Origin of the sequence: Leclercia sp. G3L (assembly GCF_021117075.1) — a bacterium.
Taxonomy (GTDB): Bacteria; Pseudomonadota; Gammaproteobacteria; order Enterobacterales; family Enterobacteriaceae; genus Enterobacter; species Enterobacter adecarboxylatus_C.
In genome coordinates, this window is sequence record NZ_CP088265.1 from 2,043,232 (window position 1) to 2,062,608 (window position 19,377).

At 55.2% G+C, this 19,377-nt stretch carries 17 protein-coding genes; 8 read left to right on the top strand and 9 right to left on the bottom strand.

Translation table 11 applies throughout. The features are described 5' to 3' along the window. Positions 1-14: 14 nt before the first annotated feature. The gene (locus LRS40_RS11300; protein WP_142486989.1) at positions 15-698 is read left to right on the top strand and encodes an oligogalacturonate-specific porin KdgM family protein; all 684 of its coding nucleotides are present in this window, start codon (positions 15-17) and stop codon (positions 696-698) included. A 144-nt stretch (positions 699-842) separates the two neighbouring features. On the opposite strand, the gene LRS40_RS11305 is transcribed toward LRS40_RS11300, so the two are convergent. Then, positions 843-2,018, bottom strand: coding sequence for an oligogalacturonate lyase family protein (locus LRS40_RS11305; protein ID WP_231313718.1), 1,176 nt, complete (start codon positions 2,016-2,018; stop codon positions 843-845). A gap of 455 nt (positions 2,019-2,473) precedes the next feature. Here LRS40_RS11305 and kduI point away from each other — a divergent pair, with 455 nt between their 5' ends. The 3 genes from kduI (at position 2,474) to LRS40_RS11320 (ending at position 5,863) form a co-directional block, all read left to right on the top strand. Continuing rightward, a complete protein-coding gene (gene kduI / locus LRS40_RS11310; protein WP_142486987.1) occupies positions 2,474-3,310 on the top strand; it encodes a 5-dehydro-4-deoxy-D-glucuronate isomerase in 837 nt (278 codons plus the stop codon). A gap of 62 nt (positions 3,311-3,372) precedes the next feature. Beyond that, positions 3,373-4,134 (top strand): 2-dehydro-3-deoxy-D-gluconate 5-dehydrogenase KduD, encoded by a 762-nt coding sequence (kduD, locus tag LRS40_RS11315; protein WP_032613810.1) that lies wholly within the window; start codon positions 3,373-3,375, stop codon positions 4,132-4,134. A 295-nt stretch (positions 4,135-4,429) separates the two neighbouring features. Beyond that, positions 4,430-5,863: a sugar porter family MFS transporter gene (locus LRS40_RS11320; protein WP_255673661.1), complete on the top strand. Its 1,434-nt coding sequence runs from the start codon at positions 4,430-4,432 to the stop codon at positions 5,861-5,863. A gap of 80 nt (positions 5,864-5,943) precedes the next feature. Here the strand turns inward: LRS40_RS11320 and LRS40_RS11325 are convergent, their stop codons facing one another. The 6 genes from LRS40_RS11325 to LRS40_RS11350 all read right to left on the bottom strand — a co-directional run bounded on the left by LRS40_RS11325 (position 5,944) and on the right by LRS40_RS11350 (position 12,140). Then, positions 5,944-7,071, bottom strand: coding sequence for an oligogalacturonate lyase family protein (locus LRS40_RS11325; RefSeq protein WP_231313720.1), 1,128 nt, complete (start codon positions 7,069-7,071; stop codon positions 5,944-5,946). Between the two features lie 66 nt (positions 7,072-7,137). Beyond that, positions 7,138-8,427 (bottom strand): ABC transporter substrate-binding protein, encoded by a 1,290-nt coding sequence (locus LRS40_RS11330; RefSeq protein WP_231313721.1) that lies wholly within the window; start codon positions 8,425-8,427, stop codon positions 7,138-7,140. A gap of 13 nt (positions 8,428-8,440) precedes the next feature. Continuing rightward, a complete protein-coding gene (locus LRS40_RS11335; RefSeq protein ID WP_142486983.1) occupies positions 8,441-9,568 on the bottom strand; it encodes an ABC transporter ATP-binding protein in 1,128 nt (375 codons plus the stop codon). A 12-nt stretch (positions 9,569-9,580) separates the two neighbouring features. Further along, positions 9,581-10,483: a carbohydrate ABC transporter permease gene (locus LRS40_RS11340; RefSeq protein ID WP_032613800.1), complete on the bottom strand. Its 903-nt coding sequence runs from the start codon at positions 10,481-10,483 to the stop codon at positions 9,581-9,583. Then, positions 10,476-11,366, bottom strand: a complete 891-nt coding sequence (locus tag LRS40_RS11345) for a carbohydrate ABC transporter permease (protein ID WP_032613798.1) — start codon at positions 11,364-11,366, stop codon at positions 10,476-10,478. Before LRS40_RS11345 ends, LRS40_RS11340 begins: the two co-directional genes overlap by 8 nt. Positions 11,367-11,816: 450 nt before the next feature. Further along, entirely contained in the window at positions 11,817-12,140 is a 324-nt protein-coding gene (locus LRS40_RS11350; protein WP_142486982.1) for a cupin domain-containing protein, read from the bottom strand. Positions 12,141-12,277: 137 nt separating this feature from the next. Between LRS40_RS11350 and LRS40_RS11355 the strand changes: the two genes are divergently transcribed. Beyond that, on the top strand, positions 12,278-12,970 hold the full coding sequence (locus LRS40_RS11355; protein WP_231313722.1) for an aspartate/glutamate racemase: 693 nt from the start codon (positions 12,278-12,280) through the stop codon (positions 12,968-12,970). Here the strand turns inward: LRS40_RS11355 and LRS40_RS11360 are convergent. Continuing rightward, positions 12,957-13,895, bottom strand: coding sequence for a LysR family transcriptional regulator (locus tag LRS40_RS11360; protein WP_231313723.1), 939 nt, complete (start codon positions 13,893-13,895; stop codon positions 12,957-12,959). The two genes, LRS40_RS11355 and LRS40_RS11360, sit on opposite strands and share 14 nt — an antisense overlap. Before the next feature lie 121 nt (positions 13,896-14,016). Here LRS40_RS11360 and lysA point away from each other — a divergent pair, with 121 nt between their 5' ends. Next, positions 14,017-15,279, top strand: coding sequence for a diaminopimelate decarboxylase (lysA, locus tag LRS40_RS11365; RefSeq protein WP_142486979.1), 1,263 nt, complete (start codon positions 14,017-14,019; stop codon positions 15,277-15,279). Here the strand turns inward: lysA and LRS40_RS11370 are convergent. Continuing rightward, on the bottom strand, positions 15,249-16,286 hold the full coding sequence (locus LRS40_RS11370; RefSeq protein WP_231313724.1) for a LacI family DNA-binding transcriptional regulator: 1,038 nt from the start codon (positions 16,284-16,286) through the stop codon (positions 15,249-15,251). The two genes, lysA and LRS40_RS11370, sit on opposite strands and share 31 nt — an antisense overlap. A gap of 291 nt (positions 16,287-16,577) precedes the next feature. On the opposite strand from LRS40_RS11370, the gene LRS40_RS11375 reads away from it, so the two are divergent. Both LRS40_RS11375 and LRS40_RS11380 read left to right on the top strand, forming a co-directional pair. Then, positions 16,578-17,915, top strand: a complete 1,338-nt coding sequence (locus LRS40_RS11375; protein ID WP_142486977.1) for a PTS sugar transporter subunit IIC — start codon at positions 16,578-16,580, stop codon at positions 17,913-17,915. After that, on the top strand, positions 17,912-19,339 hold the full coding sequence (locus tag LRS40_RS11380) for a glycoside hydrolase family 1 protein (protein ID WP_231313725.1): 1,428 nt from the start codon (positions 17,912-17,914) through the stop codon (positions 19,337-19,339). The genes LRS40_RS11375 and LRS40_RS11380 overlap by 4 nt, the downstream gene beginning before the upstream one ends. Positions 19,340-19,377 lie beyond the last annotated feature (38 nt).

The window sequence follows — 19,377 nt, forward strand, 5'->3', positions numbered from 1 at the left end:
ACGAGGGTTTGTCCATGTTTAAGAAATCTCTGGTCCTTGCTTCACTTATTGGCGCTTCTTTCGCAGCTCAGGCTGTCACCGTGGATCTGCGTCACGAATACATTGATACTGGTACCAACGCAGACCGCGTGGCAGTTTCACACCGTTTCGAAAATGGTTTTGGTTTTTCAGTAGAAGCGAAATGGAAATCCGGCGGCGATAAAGCTGACCAGCCGTTTTCCGATGTGGTAGGTAATGGTCACGAAGACCAGATTAGCTGGCGCTGGAAAGCAACCCCGAATATTGCGTTAACACCAGGCTTTACCGTTGAAAGTAAAGACAGTTTCACCATTTATAAACCGTATCTGCATGCGCAATATAGCTTCGATAATGGCTTCTACGTTGCCGCACGTTACCGTTATGACTACACCCGTTATCCGTCAAGCTCGAATAAAGACGACGATAAAGTTAACCGTGGCGATGCGTGGGTTGGCTGGGTGATGGGCGACTGGCGTACCGAGCTCAATTACGTATACGCGAAAAGCTCCGAAGGCACTATCCGTAATAACAACAAAGATTACTCCCAGGAATATAACGTCAAGCTGGCGTACAAAATTGATAAAAACTGGGCCCCATATGGTGAAGTGGGCAACGTCGGTGTGAAAGAGACCGATGAGCGTCAGACCCGTCTCCGTGTCGGTGTAGCATATTCGTTCTAATAACAAGCAGTACCTCCGGGATTAACCGGCTCGAACGAGTCGGTTTTTTTATGCCTGCAATTTATGACTTCACCGATCGACAGATAAAAAAAAGCCCTCCATAAAGAAGGGCAAGGCCAGTTACAGGAACACAAACACAAACTTTTATTCACGCAACAGTTCAGGTTGCTCAGGAAGCTTCGCAATATAGAGAGCAGGTTTGCCGTCTTTATCGGAACTAAACAGGACCGCTTTATCATCCGGGGTAAAGGATGGATGCGGATGGGTCACCTGGCGGCTGTTGGCCACGGTTGCCCAGGAGGTATCGTGACGCGCAACGCGGAAGTAAGCTTTTTTCGCCACGTCAAACGCATACAGGTAAGGATCGTTATCGATGGTATAGCCGCTGGTGTCTTTCACATCAACCGGCGTGCCGGAACCATCACCCACCAGCAGCGTGCCGTCAAAGTTACTCATCAGGTGCGAACAGGTCGGCATCTGCATCACTGCGCTGTTCTCGCCGGTATCCGGATTGAAGCTATACACCGTACGGCCTTGTTGGCCTTTCAGGTAAGAGACATACACCAGCGCCGAGCCGTTCGGTACCCAGAACTCGTGGGTGCAGCTTTCGCCTTCCGCATGCTCTTTAACCTTACGCACGTTGCTGCCGTCTTCGTTAACCATCCACATGCGGGCATCCACCAGATCGTGCGGGCCTTCATGGCAGAACGCGACGGTGTTGTCATCGAACGGACGGTAGATCGGGTGACCGAGCCAGTTTTTCTCTTCGTGGATCACGCTGCTTTCGCCGGTCTGCAGATCGACGCGCAGCAGGCGGCAGTGCGGTCCTTTATGGAAGAAGTCGTGGAAGATTTTCCAGTCGTTCAGCGGGGTCCAGTCGCTCTTCGCAATTTCGATACCCACCAGTTTGGTGCAGTCAGAGTTGGCCACCCAGGTGCCGTAGCCGACCCAGTCGTCGCTCACGCGATACACTTCGCGCTCAACCAGCGTCGTCAGATTGACTTCCAGCAGGGTGCGATCATTCTTAACGTAATAGAGGGATTTATCATCCGGCGACAGGAAGCCGCCAAAGGTGTTGTCGCCCGCGCCTTCGGTTAACTGCACCGCTTCGGCCTTTTTCAGATCCAGCAGATAGTAGTTCCAGTGGCCATCGAATTCACCAGCAAACAGCAGATGACTACCGTCGTTGAAAAAACACTTTTGATAGAAGTAGTTACGATGACAGGTAACTTCAGGGGGGGTCAGGCGGGTGACTTCCACGCCTGTATCCGGATCGCGACTGACCTCATAGTTCAGTTTGACCCGCATGCCTTTTGCCATGATGCACTCCTTGAATTCGACGACAGGGTTTTACCTGCGGTCCGATCGGTAAAATATGAGTTTAAAAACTGGGTGTTAAAATATCAAAACATCGTTTCAGTGTGTGTGACTGGTGGCGCACTTCTGAAGGAAAAGCCCGCGAATTCATCATTCTCTTTACATCTGTTCAGATTTTTATCATCCCGGCATCAATTTTTTATTCCTTTATAAGTTATTGTTTAATTTAAAAATTAGAGTATGAATTTTAAAAATTAGTTTTAAGAAAGCGATGTCAACTCCCTGACAATCGTGATCGCAACTGCAATTTTGAGATTAACTAACAGAAAAAGTGAAACATCGTTTTCAATGTAATTGAAAACCCATTTCACAGCAGATAATATGTGCCCATCACGAAAACGGAACACCGTTTTGTTAATTATCATGGCCTTCGGGGCCGATAAATTCTGGAGGTTAATGTGGAAGTCAGACAAAGCATCCACAGCGCGCATGCAAAAACGCTGGATACCCAGGGTCTGCGCGATGAGTTTTTAGTTGAGAAAGTATTTGTCGCTGATCAATACACCATGGTGTACAGCCACATTGACCGCATCATCGTTGGCGGCATCATGCCGGTGGCCAAAACGGTCTCTGTCGGTGGTGAAGTGGGCAAGCAGCTCGGCGTCAGCTTCTTCCTCGAGCGTCGTGAGCTGGGCGTGATTAACATCGGCGGCCCGGGCACCATCACCGTTGACGGTCAGTGCTATGAGATCGGCCATCGCGACGCGCTGTACGTCGGGAAAGGCGCGCAGGAAGTGGTCTTCGCCAGCGTCGATAGCGGCAAACCGGCGAAGTTTTACTACAACTGCGCCCCGGCACACACCACCTATCCGACCAAAAAAGTGACCCCGGCGGAAGTCTCACCGGTCACCCTGGGTGACAACCTCACCAGCAACCGCCGCACCATCAATAAATATTTCGTTCCTGATGTGCTGGAGACCTGCCAGCTCAGCATGGGTCTGACCGAGCTTGAGCCGGGCAACCTGTGGAACACCATGCCGTGCCATACCCACGAGCGCCGCATGGAAGTGTACTTCTACTTCAATATGGAAGAAGACGCCTGTGTATTCCATATGATGGGTCAGCCGCAGGAGACGCGCCATATCGTGATGCATAACGAGCAGGCCGTCATTTCTCCAAGCTGGTCTATTCACTCTGGCGTAGGTACGCGTGCCTATACCTTCATCTGGGGCATGGTGGGTGAAAACCAGGTCTTCGATGATATGGACCACGTAGCCGTTAAGGATCTGCGCTAGTCGCGGACAGTTAAGCACAAACTTGCCTGTTCGTTCAGGCGCTGAAAGATAAAGGATAAAAAATGATTCTTGATGCATTTTCTCTGCAAGGTAAAGTTGCGGTCGTTACCGGTTGTGATACCGGTCTGGGCCAGGGTATGGCGGTCGGCCTGGCGGAAGCTGGCTGTGACATCGTCGGGATCAACATCGTTGAGCCGCAGGAGACCATCGAGCGTGTGACCGCGCTGGGTCGTCGTTTCCTGAGCCTGACCGCTGACCTGCGCAAAATCGACGCCATTCCTGAGCTGCTGGATCGTGCTGTGGCTGAATTCGGTAAAATCGACATTCTGGTCAACAACGCCGGTCTGATCCGTCGCGAAGACGCGATCAACTTCAGCGAGCAGGACTGGGACGACGTCATGAACCTGAACATCAAGAGCGTGTTCTTCATGTCTCAGGCGGCAGCGAAGCACTTTATCGCGCAGGGCAACGGCGGCAAAATCATCAACATCGCTTCCATGCTCTCCTTCCAGGGTGGCATCCGTGTGCCTTCTTACACCGCCTCCAAAAGCGGCGTAATGGGCGTTACCCGTCTGCTGGCGAACGAATGGGCGCAGCACAACATCAACGTGAACGCCATCGCTCCGGGCTACATGGCTACCAACAACACCCAGCAGCTGCGTGCTGATGAAGAGCGCAGCGCGGCGATCCTTGAGCGTATCCCGGCGGGTCGTTGGGGTCTGCCGAGCGATCTGATGGGGCCGGTTGTGTTCCTGGCTTCCAGCGCGTCTGACTACATCAACGGCTACACCGTCGCGGTTGATGGCGGCTGGCTGGCGCGTTAATTCTCGCCACTGCCGAAAAACCTCTGCCCTGGGCGGAGGTTTTTTTTGCCCTGAATAATTCATTGTCCATATACATAAAAGAGAAAAATCCATAGGCTTTTGACGAAAATGACGCATATCACATATTTAATGTCTATAAGTCATGCGTTTAACCAAAAGTGGTGAATACTCATCATAGTTTTAAATTGTAATGTCCATCACAGAACGCTACCTGCCAGCCAATAAATCCATATTTTCGCGCTATACGACCTGACACTTTTCCGGGGTTTCTCGTAGTTTCATTTAACGTCTTACGCTGTTCAGGCAGGAAAATATGACATCTATAAATGACTCTACCCTTATGCCCCGCGCCTTGCGCGATACCCGCAGGATGAACCTGTTTGTTTCTGTTTCCGCGGCGGTGGCCGGTTTACTGTTTGGGCTGGATATCGGCGTTATTGCCGGTGCGCTGCCTTTTATCACCGATCACTTTACGCTCAGTAATCGCCTGCAGGAGTGGGTGGTGAGCAGTATGATGCTGGGCGCGGCTATCGGTGCGCTCTTCAACGGCTGGCTCTCGTTCCGGCTGGGGCGGAAATATAGCCTGATGGTCGGTGCCATTCTGTTTGTCGCCGGCTCGATAGGATCCGCTTTCGCCACTAACGTGGAAGTGCTGTTGCTCTCGCGAGTCCTACTGGGCGTGGCGGTGGGGATCGCCTCGTATACGGCGCCACTTTATCTCTCGGAAATGGCGAGCGAAAACGTGCGCGGCAAAATGATAAGTATGTACCAGCTGATGGTGACCCTCGGAATTGTGCTGGCCTTTCTTTCTGATACGTATTTCAGCTACAGCGGCAACTGGCGCGCAATGCTGGGTGTACTGGCATTACCGGCGGTATTGCTGATTGTGCTGGTGATCTTTTTGCCTAACAGTCCACGCTGGCTGGCGCAAAAAGGGCGTCACGTCGAGGCGGAAGAAGTGCTGCGGATGCTGCGCGATACCTCTGAGAAAGCGCGGGAAGAGCTGAACGAGATCCGCGAAAGCCTCAAGCTGAAACAGGGTGGCTGGTCGTTGTTCAAAATAAACCGCAACGTCCGTCGCGCGGTATTTCTCGGCATGCTCCTGCAGGCGATGCAGCAGTTTACCGGCATGAATATCATCATGTATTACGCGCCACGTATTTTCAAAATGGCCGGGTTCACCACTACCGAACAGCAGATGATCGCCACGCTGGTAGTGGGGCTGACCTTTATGTTTGCCACCTTTATTGCGGTGTTTACCGTCGATAAAGCGGGCCGTAAGCCGGCCCTGAAAATTGGTTTTAGCGTGATGGCGCTGGGAACACTGATCCTCGGCTACTGCCTGATGCAGTTTGATAACGGTACGGCGTCCAGCAGCTTATCCTGGCTCTCTGTGGGGATGACGATGATGTGCATCGCGGGATACGCGATGAGCGCCGCGCCGGTGGTGTGGATCCTGTGCTCCGAAATTCAGCCCCTGAAATGCCGCGATTTCGGGATCACCTGTTCCACCACCACTAACTGGGTGTCGAACATGATCATTGGCGCCACCTTCCTGACCCTGCTGGATTCTATCGGCGCGGCAGGGACCTTCTGGCTTTATACGGTGCTGAACGTGGCCTTTATTGGTATCACCTTCTGGCTGATTCCGGAAACCAAAGGTGTCACCCTGGAGCATATTGAGCGCAAGCTGATGTCAGGGGAGAAGTTAAGAAACATCGGCGTGTGAGGGTAATGCCCGGCGGCGCTTTGCTTGCCGGGCCTACAAAACCGTAAGCCGGGTAAGGTGTAGCCGCCACCCGGCTTTTTTCACACCCGGGCGAGATAGAGCGCCGGCATCCCTTCTTCATCCGAGGTATACAGCACCCACTTATTTTCCGGTGAAAACGACGGATGCGGGTGGGTCACCTGGCGATCGCCGTCCAGCACTTTCCAGCTGGTGTTGTGCTGGCAGATGGCGGTTTGCGTGCCTTGTTCAATATCGAATACCCAAATAAAGGGATCGTTGAGGCTGATATCGCCGGTATTGTGCGGCGCGCCGTCACCGACGATCAGCGAGCCGTCGTGGCTACTCATCAGGTGAGAGCAGGGCGGGATCGCCATCAGCTGGCGATTCTCCAGCGTTTGCGGATCGGCGCTGAACAGGTAGCGCTGCGGATCGTTCTCCTTGTGCGCCACGTAATAGAGCGCTGAGCCGTCCGGCACCCAGAACTCGTGGGTAAAGCTCTCGCCCGCGGCATGCTGGCGCACCTTGCGCAGATTGCTGCCATCTTCGCCGATCAGCCACATGCGGGCATCGATCGCGTCGCGCGGCCCTTCATGACAAAATGCCACGGTGCTGTCGTCGAACGGACGGTAAATCGGATGTCCGAGCCAGCGTTTTTCCTGCAAAATCACCCGCCGTTCACCGGTTTGCAGATCGATGTTGATCAGGCGGCATTCCGGGTTGGTAAAGTAGAACGCGCGGAATTTGCTCCAGTCGGTGAGCGGCTGCCAGTCGCTTTTCTTAATCTCGATGCCCACCAGCTTCGTACAGTCAGAGTTCGCCACCCAGGTGCCGTAGGCCACCCAGTCGTTATCGACCTCATACACCACATACTCTTCAAGACTGTCGAGATCGACGCGTCTGAGTTCGCGGCTATTTTTCACGTACCACAGAGATTTATCGTCCGCGGAGAGGAAACCACCGAAGGTGTTGTCTCCGGCGCCGTCGGTCAACTGGGTCGCTTTTTGCTGCTCAATGTCCAGCAGGTAGTAGTTCCAGTGGCCCTCAAAGGCGCCGCCAAAGATCAGCTTGCTGCCATCGCGGGTAAAGCATTTCTGATAGAAGTAGTTACGGTGACAGATGATGTGCGGGGGCGTCAGCCGTATCACGTCGTGGCCGGTCTGGCTGTCCTGACGGGTACGGAAATTCAGGGGGATGATTTTTCCTTTCATGGTATGTTCCTTCAGATAAAAAAATACCCCACCGCATAGCGGCAGGGCATTGATAATCTAAGATAATTAGCGCATTGCGCGTTTCAGGATACGTTCAGCCTGGCGCTGGAAGTCAGCAGCAGTCTCTTCTACCGTTTTCTGACCATAGTCGATGTACTGCAGGGAGGTGCCGAACTGGGCCACGATCTGCGGATCGTCAAAGTATGGCGATACGGAGAGTTTGGCTGGCAGAGACTGCGCCAGGCGCAGACCCGCAACCGCCGGATCGTTCTCTTTGATGGTGCCGTCTTCAGTCAGGTATTTCACCGCCACTTTGCTCAGCGGTACGCCACGCTCCAGGCCCAGGGTTTCAACGCCTTCTTTGCTGTTCAGCAGGAAGTTGATGACTTTCGCTGCGGCTTCCGGGTTCTTAGTGGATTTCCCGATAGAGAGCATCTGGGCGGGTTTAAAGAACAGACCGGCATCCGTTGCGCCCGGCAGCATTGGATAGCTGCCCAGCTCCAGCTTCGCTGGTGGCTTCAGGTTGTCGGAGTATTTCTTGATGGTGGAGTTCCACATGTAGGTCCCGCCCCATTCACCCTCGATCCACGGCTTCATCTCATACATGTTGCTCTTACCGAAGGACGCGTAGTACTTGGTGTCCGGCATCACGTGGCTGTCGATCAGCTTCTTATAGGTCTGGAAGAACTCAACCCACTGCTCTTTGCTGTAGGAGAATTTCTTCGCCTGCTCGTCGACCGCCGGGATGTTGTACTTCTGGATCATGTAGGAGTTCAGCAGCGCCAGCGTATCTTGGTGCTCCAGCACCACCGGATAGTACTGTTTGCCCAGTTTGCTCTCAAAAGCTTTACCCGCCGCCATCAGCTCATCCCAGGTTTTCGGGTATTCAACGCCCGCTTTTTTCCAGGCTTCATCGTTGAAGTAGAAGACGCGCGCGGTCACGGAGATCGGGATCCCGTTCAGCTTGCCGTTCACCGTGGTGGACTGTAGCTCTTTAGGATCGAACTGCGTCAGATCGATCACGTCCTTCATTTTGTTCAGGTCGTAGAAGCCGTCGCCGGTTTTGGAGAAGATCGGCAGCCAGTTCCAGTTGGTCTGCATCACGTCCGGCTCGGTGCCGCCCGCAATCTGCGTGGTCAGACGTGACAGGTGACCATCCCAGCCGGTGTATTCCGACTTAACGTTAATATCCGGGTTCTGTTTGTGGAACTCTTCCAGAGCTTTCAACGTGACCTGGTGACGGCCATTGCCGCCCCACCAGGACATACGCAGATCGGTGCTGTCCGCAGCAAAAGTGGGTAGGGCACTCATTCCAAAAGTAGCGGAGATAACGGCGCTTAAAAGCACTTTTTTCATTTTTATAACTCCATTAGAGAGAGATGTTCTGTTCAGTTTTCGCGTCAAAGATATGACACTTATTCATGTCGAACTTAAAGTACACCTTACGGTGAAGGCCTTTGTTAATCATCGGCTTAGCTTCATCGGAAGGAATTCGGGCAGTCAGTTCGTACTCGCCAACTTTCAGGTAAACGAAGAATTCATGTCCCATGTTTTCGGCGCGGACCATTTCGCCGCTGCAGCTGCCCTGGGCGAAGGGCTCATCGGAAATTGAGACAAAATCAGGGCGGATACCGTAGAAAATGTCCTGATCAACATGCGCGGCGACTTTCTCTTTCAGCTCCGGACTTAACGGCATGGTCTGGTTGCCGATGGTCAGGGAGAGTTGGCCGTCCTGCTGCACCAGTTTGCTGGCGCGGATGTTCATCTCCGGTGAGCCAATAAAGCCGGCCACGAACATGTTTTTCGGTTTGTGGTACAGGTTGTCCGGGGTATCCACCTGCATGATATGGCCAAGCTTCATCACGCAGATGCGGTCGCCCATGGTCATCGCTTCGGTCTGGTCGTGCGTCACGTAGACGGTGGTCGCCGGTTTGCCGGAGGCCTTCAGCTGCTTGTGCAGATCCGAAATACGGATACGCATCGAGGCACGCAGTTTGGCGTCGAGGTTAGAGAGCGGTTCGTCGAACAGGAACACGTCCGGCTTTTTCACAATCGCACGGCCTACGGCCACACGCTGGGCCTGACCACCGGAGAGCTGGCGCGGCAGGCGGTCCAGCAGCTCATCCAGCTCGAGGATTTTGGCCGCTTCGTTAACCTGAGCCTCAATCTGCGCTTTTGGCAGCTTGCTCAGCTTCAGGCCAAAGGCCAGGTTTTCACGCACGGTCATATGTGGATAGAGCGCATAGTTCTGGAACACCATCGCAATCCCACGCTCTTTTGGCGCCAGGTTGTTGACGATCTTGTCGCCGATGCGCACTTCGCCGCCGCTGATGGTCTCCAGACCGGCCAGCATACGCAGGGTGGTGGACTTCGCGCAGCCGGACGGGCCGACGATCACCATGAATTCACCTTCAGCGATTTTCAGGTCGATAGCATGTACCGCTTTGAAGCCGTTGGAGTAAACCTTTTCCAGTTTGTTGAAAATAACTTCAGCCATGATATTTCCCTCTTAACCTTTAATTCCGCTGCTGGTTACGCCCTGTACGAAGTAGCGCTGTGCCAGGAAGAAGACAATGATGGATGGCAGAATGGAGATGCTCGCCATTGCCAGAATTTCGTTCCACGGCGCACCTTCGGTGACGTCGATGGACATTTTCAGAGCCAGTGCAATCGGGTATTTGTCCACGCTGTAGACGTAAATCAGCGGCCCGATAAAGTCGTTCATTGACCACATGAACTGGAACAGTGCCACGGAGATGATGGCCGGCTTCAGGATGGGTACCACCACGTACCACAGCACCTGAATGGAGTTACAACCGTCAATCTGCGCCGCCTCTTCCATGTCACGCGGTACGCCGCGCAGGAACTGAATCAGCATGAAGACGAAGAACCCTTGCGTAGCGAAGGCCAGCGGCAGGTACAGCGGCATGTAGCTGTTCAGCATGCCCATTTCACGGAACATCAGGTACTGAGGGATCAGCAGCACGGTGCTTGGCAGCAACATGGTGGTGATCAGCGTTGCGAACCAGAACTTCTTCCACGGGATCTCGAAGCGGGCAAAGCCGTACGCCACGATGGTGGAGGAGATAATGGTCAGGATCACTTTCGGGATCACATACTTGAAGGTGTTCAGCATGTAATGACCGAAGTTGTACTCGGTACCGGTTTTCCAGCCGTTAATGAAGCCGTCCCAGGTAGCGTGTGCCGGCCACAGGCTCAGGGTGGTGAAGATCTCGTGGTTCGGTTTGAACGACGCCGAGAACATCCACACCAGCGGATAGAGCATCAGCAGGCCAACAAACAGCAGGATCACATAGCGAATGCTGGCGCTAATTTTTTCACGACGCAGCGTCCGCGCCACTTCACGTTCTGCGATGCTTCTCGCCGTGGAGAGTTGTTGAATATCAGCCATTTTTGCCTCCCTTATCGGCGGAGTAGAACACCCAGTATTTCGAAGACTTAAAGGCGATAGCGGCGAAGACAGCGACTACCAGGAACAGGACCCAGGCCAGTGCCGCGCCGTAACCCATGTCAAAGTACTTGAATGCGGTGTCGTAGATGTACAGTGAGAACAGGTAGGTGGAGTAGGTTGGTCCACCGCCGGTAATAACATACGGACCGGTAAATTCCTGGAACGCCTGGGTGGTCTGCATGATGAAGTTGAAGAAGATCACCGGTGTAATCAGCGGCACGGTCACTTTCATGAACATCTGCCACTTGGACGCGCCGTCTATCATCGCCGCTTCATACTGCGACTGCGGGACGTTCTGCAGGGCGGCGAGGAAGATCACCATCGCTGAGCCGAACTGCCATACGCGCAGCAGGGTCACGGACATCAGCGCCAGAGAAGGTTCGCCAAGCCAGTTCACCGCGTCAAAACCAAACACGCCGATAAAGCTGTTGAGCAGGCCATCAATAGCAAACAGGGCGCGCCACAGAACGGCAATGGCCACGGAACTGCCGAGGATCGATGGAATATAGTAAGCGGTACGGAAGAAGCCGATGCCGCGCAGTTTAAAGTTCAGAACAAACGCAATACCCAGCGCAAAGGCCAGTTTCAGTGGGATAGTTAAAAAGACATAGGCAAAGGTCACGCCCATGGATTTCCAGAAGAGGGTGTCTTCCGTAAACATGTAGCGATAGTTCTCTATGCCGTTAAATACCGGCGGGCTCATCAAATCGTACTCAGTAAAACTGAGGAAGAAAGATGAAACAAAGGGGAAGGCGGTGAAAAGTATCAACCCAATTATGTAGGGTGATATCCACGCCAGCCCCAACATCTTGTTTTCATTCATACATACCTACCTGGTAATTAATGGTTTAAAACGGAATCTGTACGGGTGCTGCTGGCCGTTGTTTCAATTTTTTAAAACTTATGAACCACCGTTTTCAATTTGTAAAACGACGTTTTAATTTATTTTATTGTGATTTAAATCCACGTCATTCAATAAATAGTGGAAATGTGATCGCGGTCGAAACAGCGTTTCAATAAGGTGAGATGGATGGCATTTTTATCGACTTGCGCGGAAAGGCGATGAGAAAAAACCAGCTAAACAGAGGACTTTGCTCACATATTCTGGGAATTTTCGTCGGCAGAGACAAACTACTAATATTTGTAGCAAAAATGTAACATGGGAATTAAGGTAGCGAGGATATAGTTAACTTGTTGAATGATTAATTTGCTGAGATAAAGCGAATTGCACTTAAGCAGAAAAAAGGGCGATGCAGTTGCATCGCCCTGTTCATTATTTCAGGAAATCTTCACGAACCGGGGTAAAGGTATCCAGCAGGGTGCCCGGCTTCAGGCAAACGCACCCGTGCATAATGTGCGGTTGCTTATACAGCGTATCCCCGGCGGTAACGACATGCTTCTCTTCACCGATGGTGAATTCGAATTCACCGGATAACACATAGGTCAGCTGCTCGTGCGGGTGGTTGTGCATCGGGCCTACGGCACCCTGTTCGAAATTGACCTCTACCGCCATCATTTTGCCGTCGTGCGCCAGAATACGGCGGGAGACGCCGTTACCCAGATCTTCAAGTTGAGTTTCTTTGTGGAAAATAAACATGCTCATGTCCTGTTATATAGTGAAACATCGTTTCATTTAATTTATCCCAGTGCCGGGTAAAAGGAAATGTGGAACCAGAGAACTGGAAACTCGATCACAAGTTTGCTTCACTGGGTGAAACCGGAAAGGAGAGCACGATGAAAACGATTGGCCTGTTGGGAGGAATGAGCTGGGAATCCACCATTCCGTATTATCGTCTGATTAACGAGGGGGTGAAGCAGCGCCTGGGAGGATTGCACTCGGCCAGCCTGCTGCTGCACAGCGTCGATTTTCATGAGATAGAAGCCTGCCAGTCCAGCGGCGACTGGGAGAAGGCCGGAGAGATCCTCGCTGAGGCAGCGCTGGGATTGCAGGGGGCAGGGGCGGAGGCCATTCTGCTGTGCACCAACACCATGCACAAAGTCGCCGCGCAGATTGAAGCGCGCTGCTCTCTGCCGTTCCTGCATATCGCCGATGCTACCGGGCGGGCCATCACCGCGGCGGGCATGAACCGCGTGGCGCTGCTCGGCACCCGCTACACCATGGAGCAGGATTTCTACAGCGGGCGGCTGACGGCGCAGTACGGCATCGAAAGCCTGATCCCGGACGAGGCAGATCGGGCCCGCATCAATCAGATCATCTTTGAAGAGCTTTGCCTCGGCACCTTTAGCGAGGACTCACGCCAGTACTATCTGAGCGTGATCCAGACGCTCGCCGATCGAGGGGCGCAGGGAGTGATCTTCGGCTGCACCGAGATTGGCCTGCTGATCCCGGCGGATGAAAGCCCGATCCCGGTGTTTGATACCGCCGCGATCCACGCCGCCGATGCGGTGGCGTTTATGCTTTCGTAGCGTGCGAGGTTAACAGCCGCTCCAGCGGATCAATAATGGTATCCAGCCCCTGCTGCAGATGGGCGCTAAAGGTATCCACCAGCGCCGAGGCCGGGCGGTGCAGCGGCCTGATCAGGCTCACCGTAAAGGGCACCGAAATACTGAAGCGGCGGATCGCAATCCCGCTGTCGGCATAGTCCAGCGCCGTCAGCGGGTTCACCACCGAAATCCCCACCCCCGCCCGCACCATGGCGCAGATCGAGGCGGCGCTGTGGGTCTCCACCACCATCCGTCGTTTCACCTGATGCTCGGCAAAGAGCGTGTCCAGCAGCTGCCGGTAACTGTCGGTGCGCGACAGGCTGATGTAGTTCTCGCCCTGAAAATCCGCCGGGGTCAGTACCGCTTTTTCAGCAAGCCGATGTCCGGCAGGCAGGACGCACACCTCATCTAATGAGAGCAGTTCATGGCGGGCGGTACCCGCCGGGGTGGCGAGGGTTTCGGTCAGCCCAAGATCGTGGCGCTGGGCCGAGAGCCACTCCTCCAGCAACGGCGACTCCTGCGGGACGATGGTCAGGTTCACGTCCGGGTAGCGGGCGAGAAACGGCTGCAGCAGGGCGGGCAAAAACGACTGGGAGAAGACCGGCAGGCAGACGATGGACAGCTCGCCCTGGCGAAACTCGCGCAGGCTGTCGGCGGCGCTGACGATGCGGTCCAGCCCGTACCAGGAGCGCTGCACCTCCTCGAACAGCCGCAGCCCCTGCACCGTGGGGTGCAACCGCCCGCGGGTACGCTCGAACAGCGTCAGGCCGATCACCTTCTCGAAGCGAGCCAGCTCGCGGCTCACCGTCGGCTGGGAGGTATGCAGCAGGCGCGCGGCTTCGGTCAGGTTTCCGGCGGTCATCACCGCGTGGAAAATTTCAATATGGCGTAAATTTACAGCGGGCATGGGAGGCGACCTGGTTGCGCGTAATCCATATCATTTTTGCATAGACTGGCGATAAAACGATATTTTTTATTCTCTTCGCGCTGTGGCGTAATCATAAAAAATCGACTTCCCGGAGAGCACCATGCCACGCCCGCTGAACAACACCGATACCGATCTGAACGCCGACAATTTGCTGCGCCTGCCTGCGGAGTTTGGTTGCCCGGTCTGGGTTTATGACGCGCAGATTATCCGCGACAAAATTGCCGCCCTGCATCAGTTCGACGTGGTGCGTTTTGCCCAGAAAGCCTGCTCCAACATCCATATTCTGCGCCTGATGCGCGAGCAGGGCGTTAAGGTTGACTCCGTATCGCTGGGTGAAATCGAGCGCGCGCTGGCGGCGGGCTACGATCCAAAGATCGACCGCGACGCCATCGTCTTTACCGCCGACCTGATCGACAGCGCCACCCTGGCCCGAGTGCATGAGCTGCAGATCCCGGTCAACGCCGGTTCGGTGGATATGCTGGAGCAGCTGGGACAGGTGTCGCCGGGCCATCGCGTCTGGCTGCGCGTCAACCCGGGCTTTGGTCACGGCCACAGCCAGAAGACCAACACCGGCGGCGAAAACAGCAAACACGGCATCTGGTATAGCGATCTGCCTGCGGCACTGACCGTACTGCAGCGCTATAACCTGAAGCTGGTGGGGATCCATATGCACATCGGCTCCGGCGTGGACTACGGTCACCTTGAGCAGGTGTGCGGCGCGATGGTGCGTCAGGTGATCGAATTCGGTCAGGATCTGGAGGCGATCTCCGCGGGCGGTGGCTTATCTATTCCCTATCGCGAAGGGGAAGAGGCGATCGATACCGATCATTACTATGGCCTGTGGAACGGCGCGCGCGACAAAATCGCCGCTCATCTGGGGCATGCGGTGAAGCTGGAGATCGAGCCGGGGCGCTTCCTGGTGGCGGAATCCGGCGTGCTGGTGTCCCAGGTGCGCAGCGTGAAGGCGATGGGCAGCCGTCACTTCGTGCTGATCGACGCGGGCTTTAACGATCTGATGCGTCCATCCATGTACGGCAGCTATCACCACATTACGGCCCTCGCGGCCGACGGCCGGGATTTAACCCAGGCACCAGTGGTAGAGACGGTAGTGGCAGGCCCGCTGTGCGAATCCGGGGATGTCTTTACCCAGCAGGAGGGCGGGAAAGTGGAAACCCGCGCGCTGCCGCAGGTTGTGCCCGGGGATTACCTGGTGCTGCACGATACCGGTGCCTACGGCGCGTCCATGTCCTCGAACTACAACAGCCGTCCGCTGCTGCCGGAAGTGCTGTTTGATAAAGGTGAGGCGCGGCTGATCCGTCGTCGTCAGACCATTCAGGAACTGCTCGCCCTCGAACTGTTCTGATCGAACCAGGGTCCCGCCGCTACCGAATCACGTAACACCAGCGTGCCGGTAAAGGGCGGGATCGCTTCGATCGGCTCGCTTTTCGCCAGCCGGATCGCCTGATCGATGGCGGTGGTGATCATGTTATCGATCGGCAGATAGACGGTAGATAACGCGGGCTCCAGCCACCTGGCGCAGGGCGCGTCATCAAAACCAAATAACGACACATCCTGCGGAATATGCAGCCCGGCCTGGTGCAGTGCCTTCGAGGCCCCCAGCGCCATATCATCATTACAGGCAAACAGGGCGCTGAAGGGCACCTTGTCGTTCAGTAACTCCTGGCACAGTTCATATCCGCGGGTCATTCCCGAATCGCCATACTTCACCCGGCTCTCATCCCAGGGAATGCCGTGCTTTTCCAGCGCCTTGCGATAGCCGGTCAGACGCGCCTTGCCGGTGGGGGTGTGGATCGGTACCGTCATGCAGGCAATCTCCCGGTGCCCCTGGCTTATCAGGTACTCCACGGCGCTGAAGGCGGCTGCCTGCTGTTCGAAGAACACGCAGCGCTCCCGGGCCTGGCTGACGTCGCGGTTAATCACCACCAGCGGCATCTTGACGCTGTTGATGAGCTTCATGATCGCTTTTTCGCTCATGTAGCGGGTGTAGAGCACGATAGCATCGCACTGGCGATCGGCCAGCATCTGCACCGCTTCCTCTTCCCGCTCCGGGGTATCGTGACCGTCGGTGACAATCAGCTGCTTGCCGTGCGTTTCGGTCTGACGTGAGGCCTGCTGCAGCAGGCGCCCAAAGTAAAAACCGTCAAAGGTCGAAACCACCAGACCAATGCTGTTGCTGGTCCGGTTCGCCAGCGATCGCGCCAGAAAATTGGGGCGGTAGCCCAGCTCTTCCATCGCGTTAAACACCTGCTGACGGGTACTCTCTTTGACCTGACCTGTGCCGTTCAGTACGCGCGACACCGTGGCTTTCGACACGCCCGCGCGCAGTGAGACATCCAGCATTGTTGCCATTTGCTCTTCCTGCTTCCACGTTATGCACGCAAGTTTATCACAGACGTTCAGCGGCATAAGCCGGGCGGGAGGGGCAAAACCCTCATCAGGATCACGCTTTCTGGCAACGGGTGAGGAGTCAGGCAAAAGTGGCATACCAAAGTGATTATAAATCACACTCTGGGATACCTCTTGTCGCGTTGAGAGCTTAATCACAGAACAAATCGTGACTGGAAGCTATTTTTGGTATGCCAATAGAAGCCGGCTGTACACCTTATCCCAATAAAGGCCCTTTTACTGAGGTATTACCCCATGGCATTACAGGAAAAACTGATCAACTCTCTGGGCAGTTTCGCCACAAAGTTCAACAGTTATCGCTATATCATGGCGATAAAGTCCGCCTTCATCACCTTAATGCCGGTCATCATCGTGGGCGCATTTTCGGTGCTGATCTCCAATATGGTGCTGGATCCGAAAAACGGCTTAGCCAGCTTTCAGTCGCTCTCGTTTCTCGCCACGCTGAAGCCGATCACCAGCGCCCTGAACTATGCCACGCTGAACTTCCTCAATATCGGGGCCGTGTTCCTGATCGGCATCGAACTGGGGCGTATCAACGGCATTAAATCCCTCTTCCCGGGGCTGCTGGCGGTGATCTGCTTTATCTGCGTCACGCCAACTACCGTTGAGATGATGGTCGACGGCGAAATGCACATGGTAAAAGATGTGCTCCTGCGCCAGTTCTCCGATACCCGCAGCCTGTTCCTCGGCATGTTCATCGCCATCCTGTCGGTAGAGATCTACTGCTGGCTGGAAGGCCGGCCGGGGCTGAAGATCAGGATGCCTGACACCGTGCCGCCGAACGTGTCGGCCTCGTTCTCGGCGCTGATCCCGGCGATCATTACCACCACCCTCATCGCCACCTTCGGCTTTGTGTTCCATCAGGTGACCGGCATGTACCTCTACGATGCGGTCTACCAGGTGGTGCAACAGCCCCTGGAGCGGGTGGTGCAAAGCCTGCCGGGGATCCTGCTGCTGATGTTTGTCGCCCAGCTGTTCTGGGTGATCGGTATCCACGGTAACCAGATGATCAAACCGATCCGCGAGCCGCTGCTGCTGGGGGCGATCACCGTCAACATGAGCGCCTTTGAGCAGGGCAAAGAGATCCCGAACATCATCACCATGCCGTTCTGGGACGTCTACATGAGCATCGGCGGCTCGGGTCTGACCATCGGCCTGCTGATCGCGGTGATGATTGGCACCAAACGTAAAGAGATGAAGGAGATCGCCAAGCTCTCCATCGGCCCGGGGATCTTTAACATCAACGAGCCGGTGATCTTCGGTATGCCAATCATGCTCAACCCGATTCTGGCGATCCCGTTCATCATCACCCCATTAGTGACCGGCTCCATCGGCTACTTCGCCACCGTCACCGGCTTTGCCGGTAAAGCCGTAGTGATGGTGCCCTGGACCACGCCGCCGCTGATCAACGCCTGGCTCTCCACCGCCGGTTCGATGGGCGCAGTGGTCACCCAGGGTGTCTGCATTATTACTGCGGTGCTGATCTACCTGCCGTTTGTGAAGATCGCTTCACGCCGTGCCGAGCAGGCCGCGATTCAGGCCGCTAACCAGGAGGCAACGAATAACGCATGAGCATTAAACAGATAAAAATCCCCGGGGACTTTATCCTTGGGGCTGCGGCCTCCGCCTGGCAGACCGAGGGCTGGAGCGGCAAGAAAGCGGGGCAGGATTCGTGGATCGATCTCTGGTACAAAAACGATCGTCAGGTGTGGCATAACGGCTACGGTCCGGCAGTCGCTACCGATTTCATTAACCGTTTCCGCGAAGACGTCGCGCTGATGAAGCAGGCCGGGCTGACCCACTACCGCACCTCCATCAACTGGTCGCGTTTTCTCACCGACTATGAAAACGCCACCGTCGATGAGGAGTACGCCGCATATTACGACGCCCTGTTTGCCGAGATGCATCGTCAGGGCATTGAGCCGATGATCTGCCTCGAGCATTACGAGCTGCCGGGCACCTTGCTGGAAACCTACGGCGGCTGGGCCTCGAAGCATGTGGTGGAGCTGTTTGTCCGCTATGCCGAAAAGGTCTTTGCCCGCTATCACCATCTGGTGAAGCGCTGGTTTAGCTTCAACGAGCCGATTGTGGTGCAGACCCGGGTCTATCTCGACGCGCTGCGCTGGCCCTACGAACAGAACACCAGCACCTGGATGCAGTGGAATCACCACAAGGTGCTGGCGACGGCGAAGGTGGTGAAGCTGTTCCGCGAGAAGGGCTACAGCGGCAGCGTGGGCTGCATTCTTAACCCGGAAGTGACCTATCCACGCTCACGTGCGGCCCATGACGTAAAAGCGGCGGAGATCTACGATCTGTTCTACAACCGGGTATTCCTCGATCCGCTGGTGCACGGGCGCTACCCGCAGGAACTGTTCACCCTGCTGGAGAGACATCAGGTGCAGTGGGAGTACAGCCCCGAAGAGCTGGCGCTGATTGCCGACAACACCGTTGACGAGCTGGGCATCAACCTCTATTACCCGCACCGGGTAAAGGCTCCGTCCCGGGCCTGGCACCCCGAGACGTCGTTCCACCCGGCGTACTACTACGAGCCGTTTGAACTGCCGGGGCGGCGGATGAACCCTTCTCGCGGGTGGGAGATCGCCCCGCGCATCATTTACGACATGGCGATGCGGATCAAAAACGACTACCGCAACATCGACTGGTTCGTGGCCGAAAGCGGGATGGGAGTTGAAAACGAAGCCCAGTACCGTAACCACGACGGCATCATCGAGGACAACTACCGCATCAACTTTATCAGCGAGCATCTTTATTACACCCTGCTGGCGCGGGAGGAGGGGGCGAACTGCCACGGCTACATGCTGTGGGCCTTCACCGACAACGTCTCGCCGATGAACGCCTTTAAAAACCGGTACGGCCTGATTGAGATCGATCTGGCGGATAACCGCGCCCGACGCGCCAAAAAGTCGGCCAGCTGGTTCCGGCAACTGCGTGATGAGCGCGTCCTGACCCTGACCCTCGATGACGAATGGAAGTAGGCGCAGATCGCGATGCTTCTGGTAACATAGTGCGCAAA

What these genes read in the sequence shown, in the direction of transcription:
- LRS40_RS11300 (WP_142486989.1), top strand. Translation starts at nt 15, where the DNA reads ATGTTTAAGAAATCTCTGGTCCTTGCTTCACTTATTGGCGCTTCTTTC.
- LRS40_RS11305 (WP_231313718.1), bottom strand. Translation starts at nt 2,018, where the DNA reads ATGGCAAAAGGCATGCGGGTCAAACTGAACTATGAGGTCAGTCGCGAT.
- kduD (WP_032613810.1), top strand. Translation starts at nt 3,373, where the DNA reads ATGATTCTTGATGCATTTTCTCTGCAAGGTAAAGTTGCGGTCGTTACC.
- LRS40_RS11325 (WP_231313720.1), bottom strand. Translation starts at nt 7,071, where the DNA reads ATGAAAGGAAAAATCATCCCCCTGAATTTCCGTACCCGTCAGGACAGC.
- LRS40_RS11330 (WP_231313721.1), bottom strand. Translation starts at nt 8,427, where the DNA reads ATGAAAAAAGTGCTTTTAAGCGCCGTTATCTCCGCTACTTTTGGAATG.
- LRS40_RS11335 (WP_142486983.1), bottom strand. Translation starts at nt 9,568, where the DNA reads ATGGCTGAAGTTATTTTCAACAAACTGGAAAAGGTTTACTCCAACGGC.
- LRS40_RS11340 (WP_032613800.1), bottom strand. Translation starts at nt 10,483, where the DNA reads ATGGCTGATATTCAACAACTCTCCACGGCGAGAAGCATCGCAGAACGT.
- LRS40_RS11345 (WP_032613798.1), bottom strand. Translation starts at nt 11,366, where the DNA reads ATGAATGAAAACAAGATGTTGGGGCTGGCGTGGATATCACCCTACATA.
- LRS40_RS11350 (WP_142486982.1), bottom strand. Translation starts at nt 12,140, where the DNA reads ATGTTTATTTTCCACAAAGAAACTCAACTTGAAGATCTGGGTAACGGC.
- LRS40_RS11355 (WP_231313722.1), top strand. Translation starts at nt 12,278, where the DNA reads ATGAAAACGATTGGCCTGTTGGGAGGAATGAGCTGGGAATCCACCATT.
- LRS40_RS11360 (WP_231313723.1), bottom strand. Translation starts at nt 13,895, where the DNA reads ATGCCCGCTGTAAATTTACGCCATATTGAAATTTTCCACGCGGTGATG.
- lysA (WP_142486979.1), top strand. Translation starts at nt 14,017, where the DNA reads ATGCCACGCCCGCTGAACAACACCGATACCGATCTGAACGCCGACAAT.
- LRS40_RS11370 (WP_231313724.1), bottom strand. Translation starts at nt 16,286, where the DNA reads ATGGCAACAATGCTGGATGTCTCACTGCGCGCGGGCGTGTCGAAAGCC.
- LRS40_RS11375 (WP_142486977.1), top strand. Translation starts at nt 16,578, where the DNA reads ATGGCATTACAGGAAAAACTGATCAACTCTCTGGGCAGTTTCGCCACA.
- LRS40_RS11380 (WP_231313725.1), top strand. Translation starts at nt 17,912, where the DNA reads ATGAGCATTAAACAGATAAAAATCCCCGGGGACTTTATCCTTGGGGCT.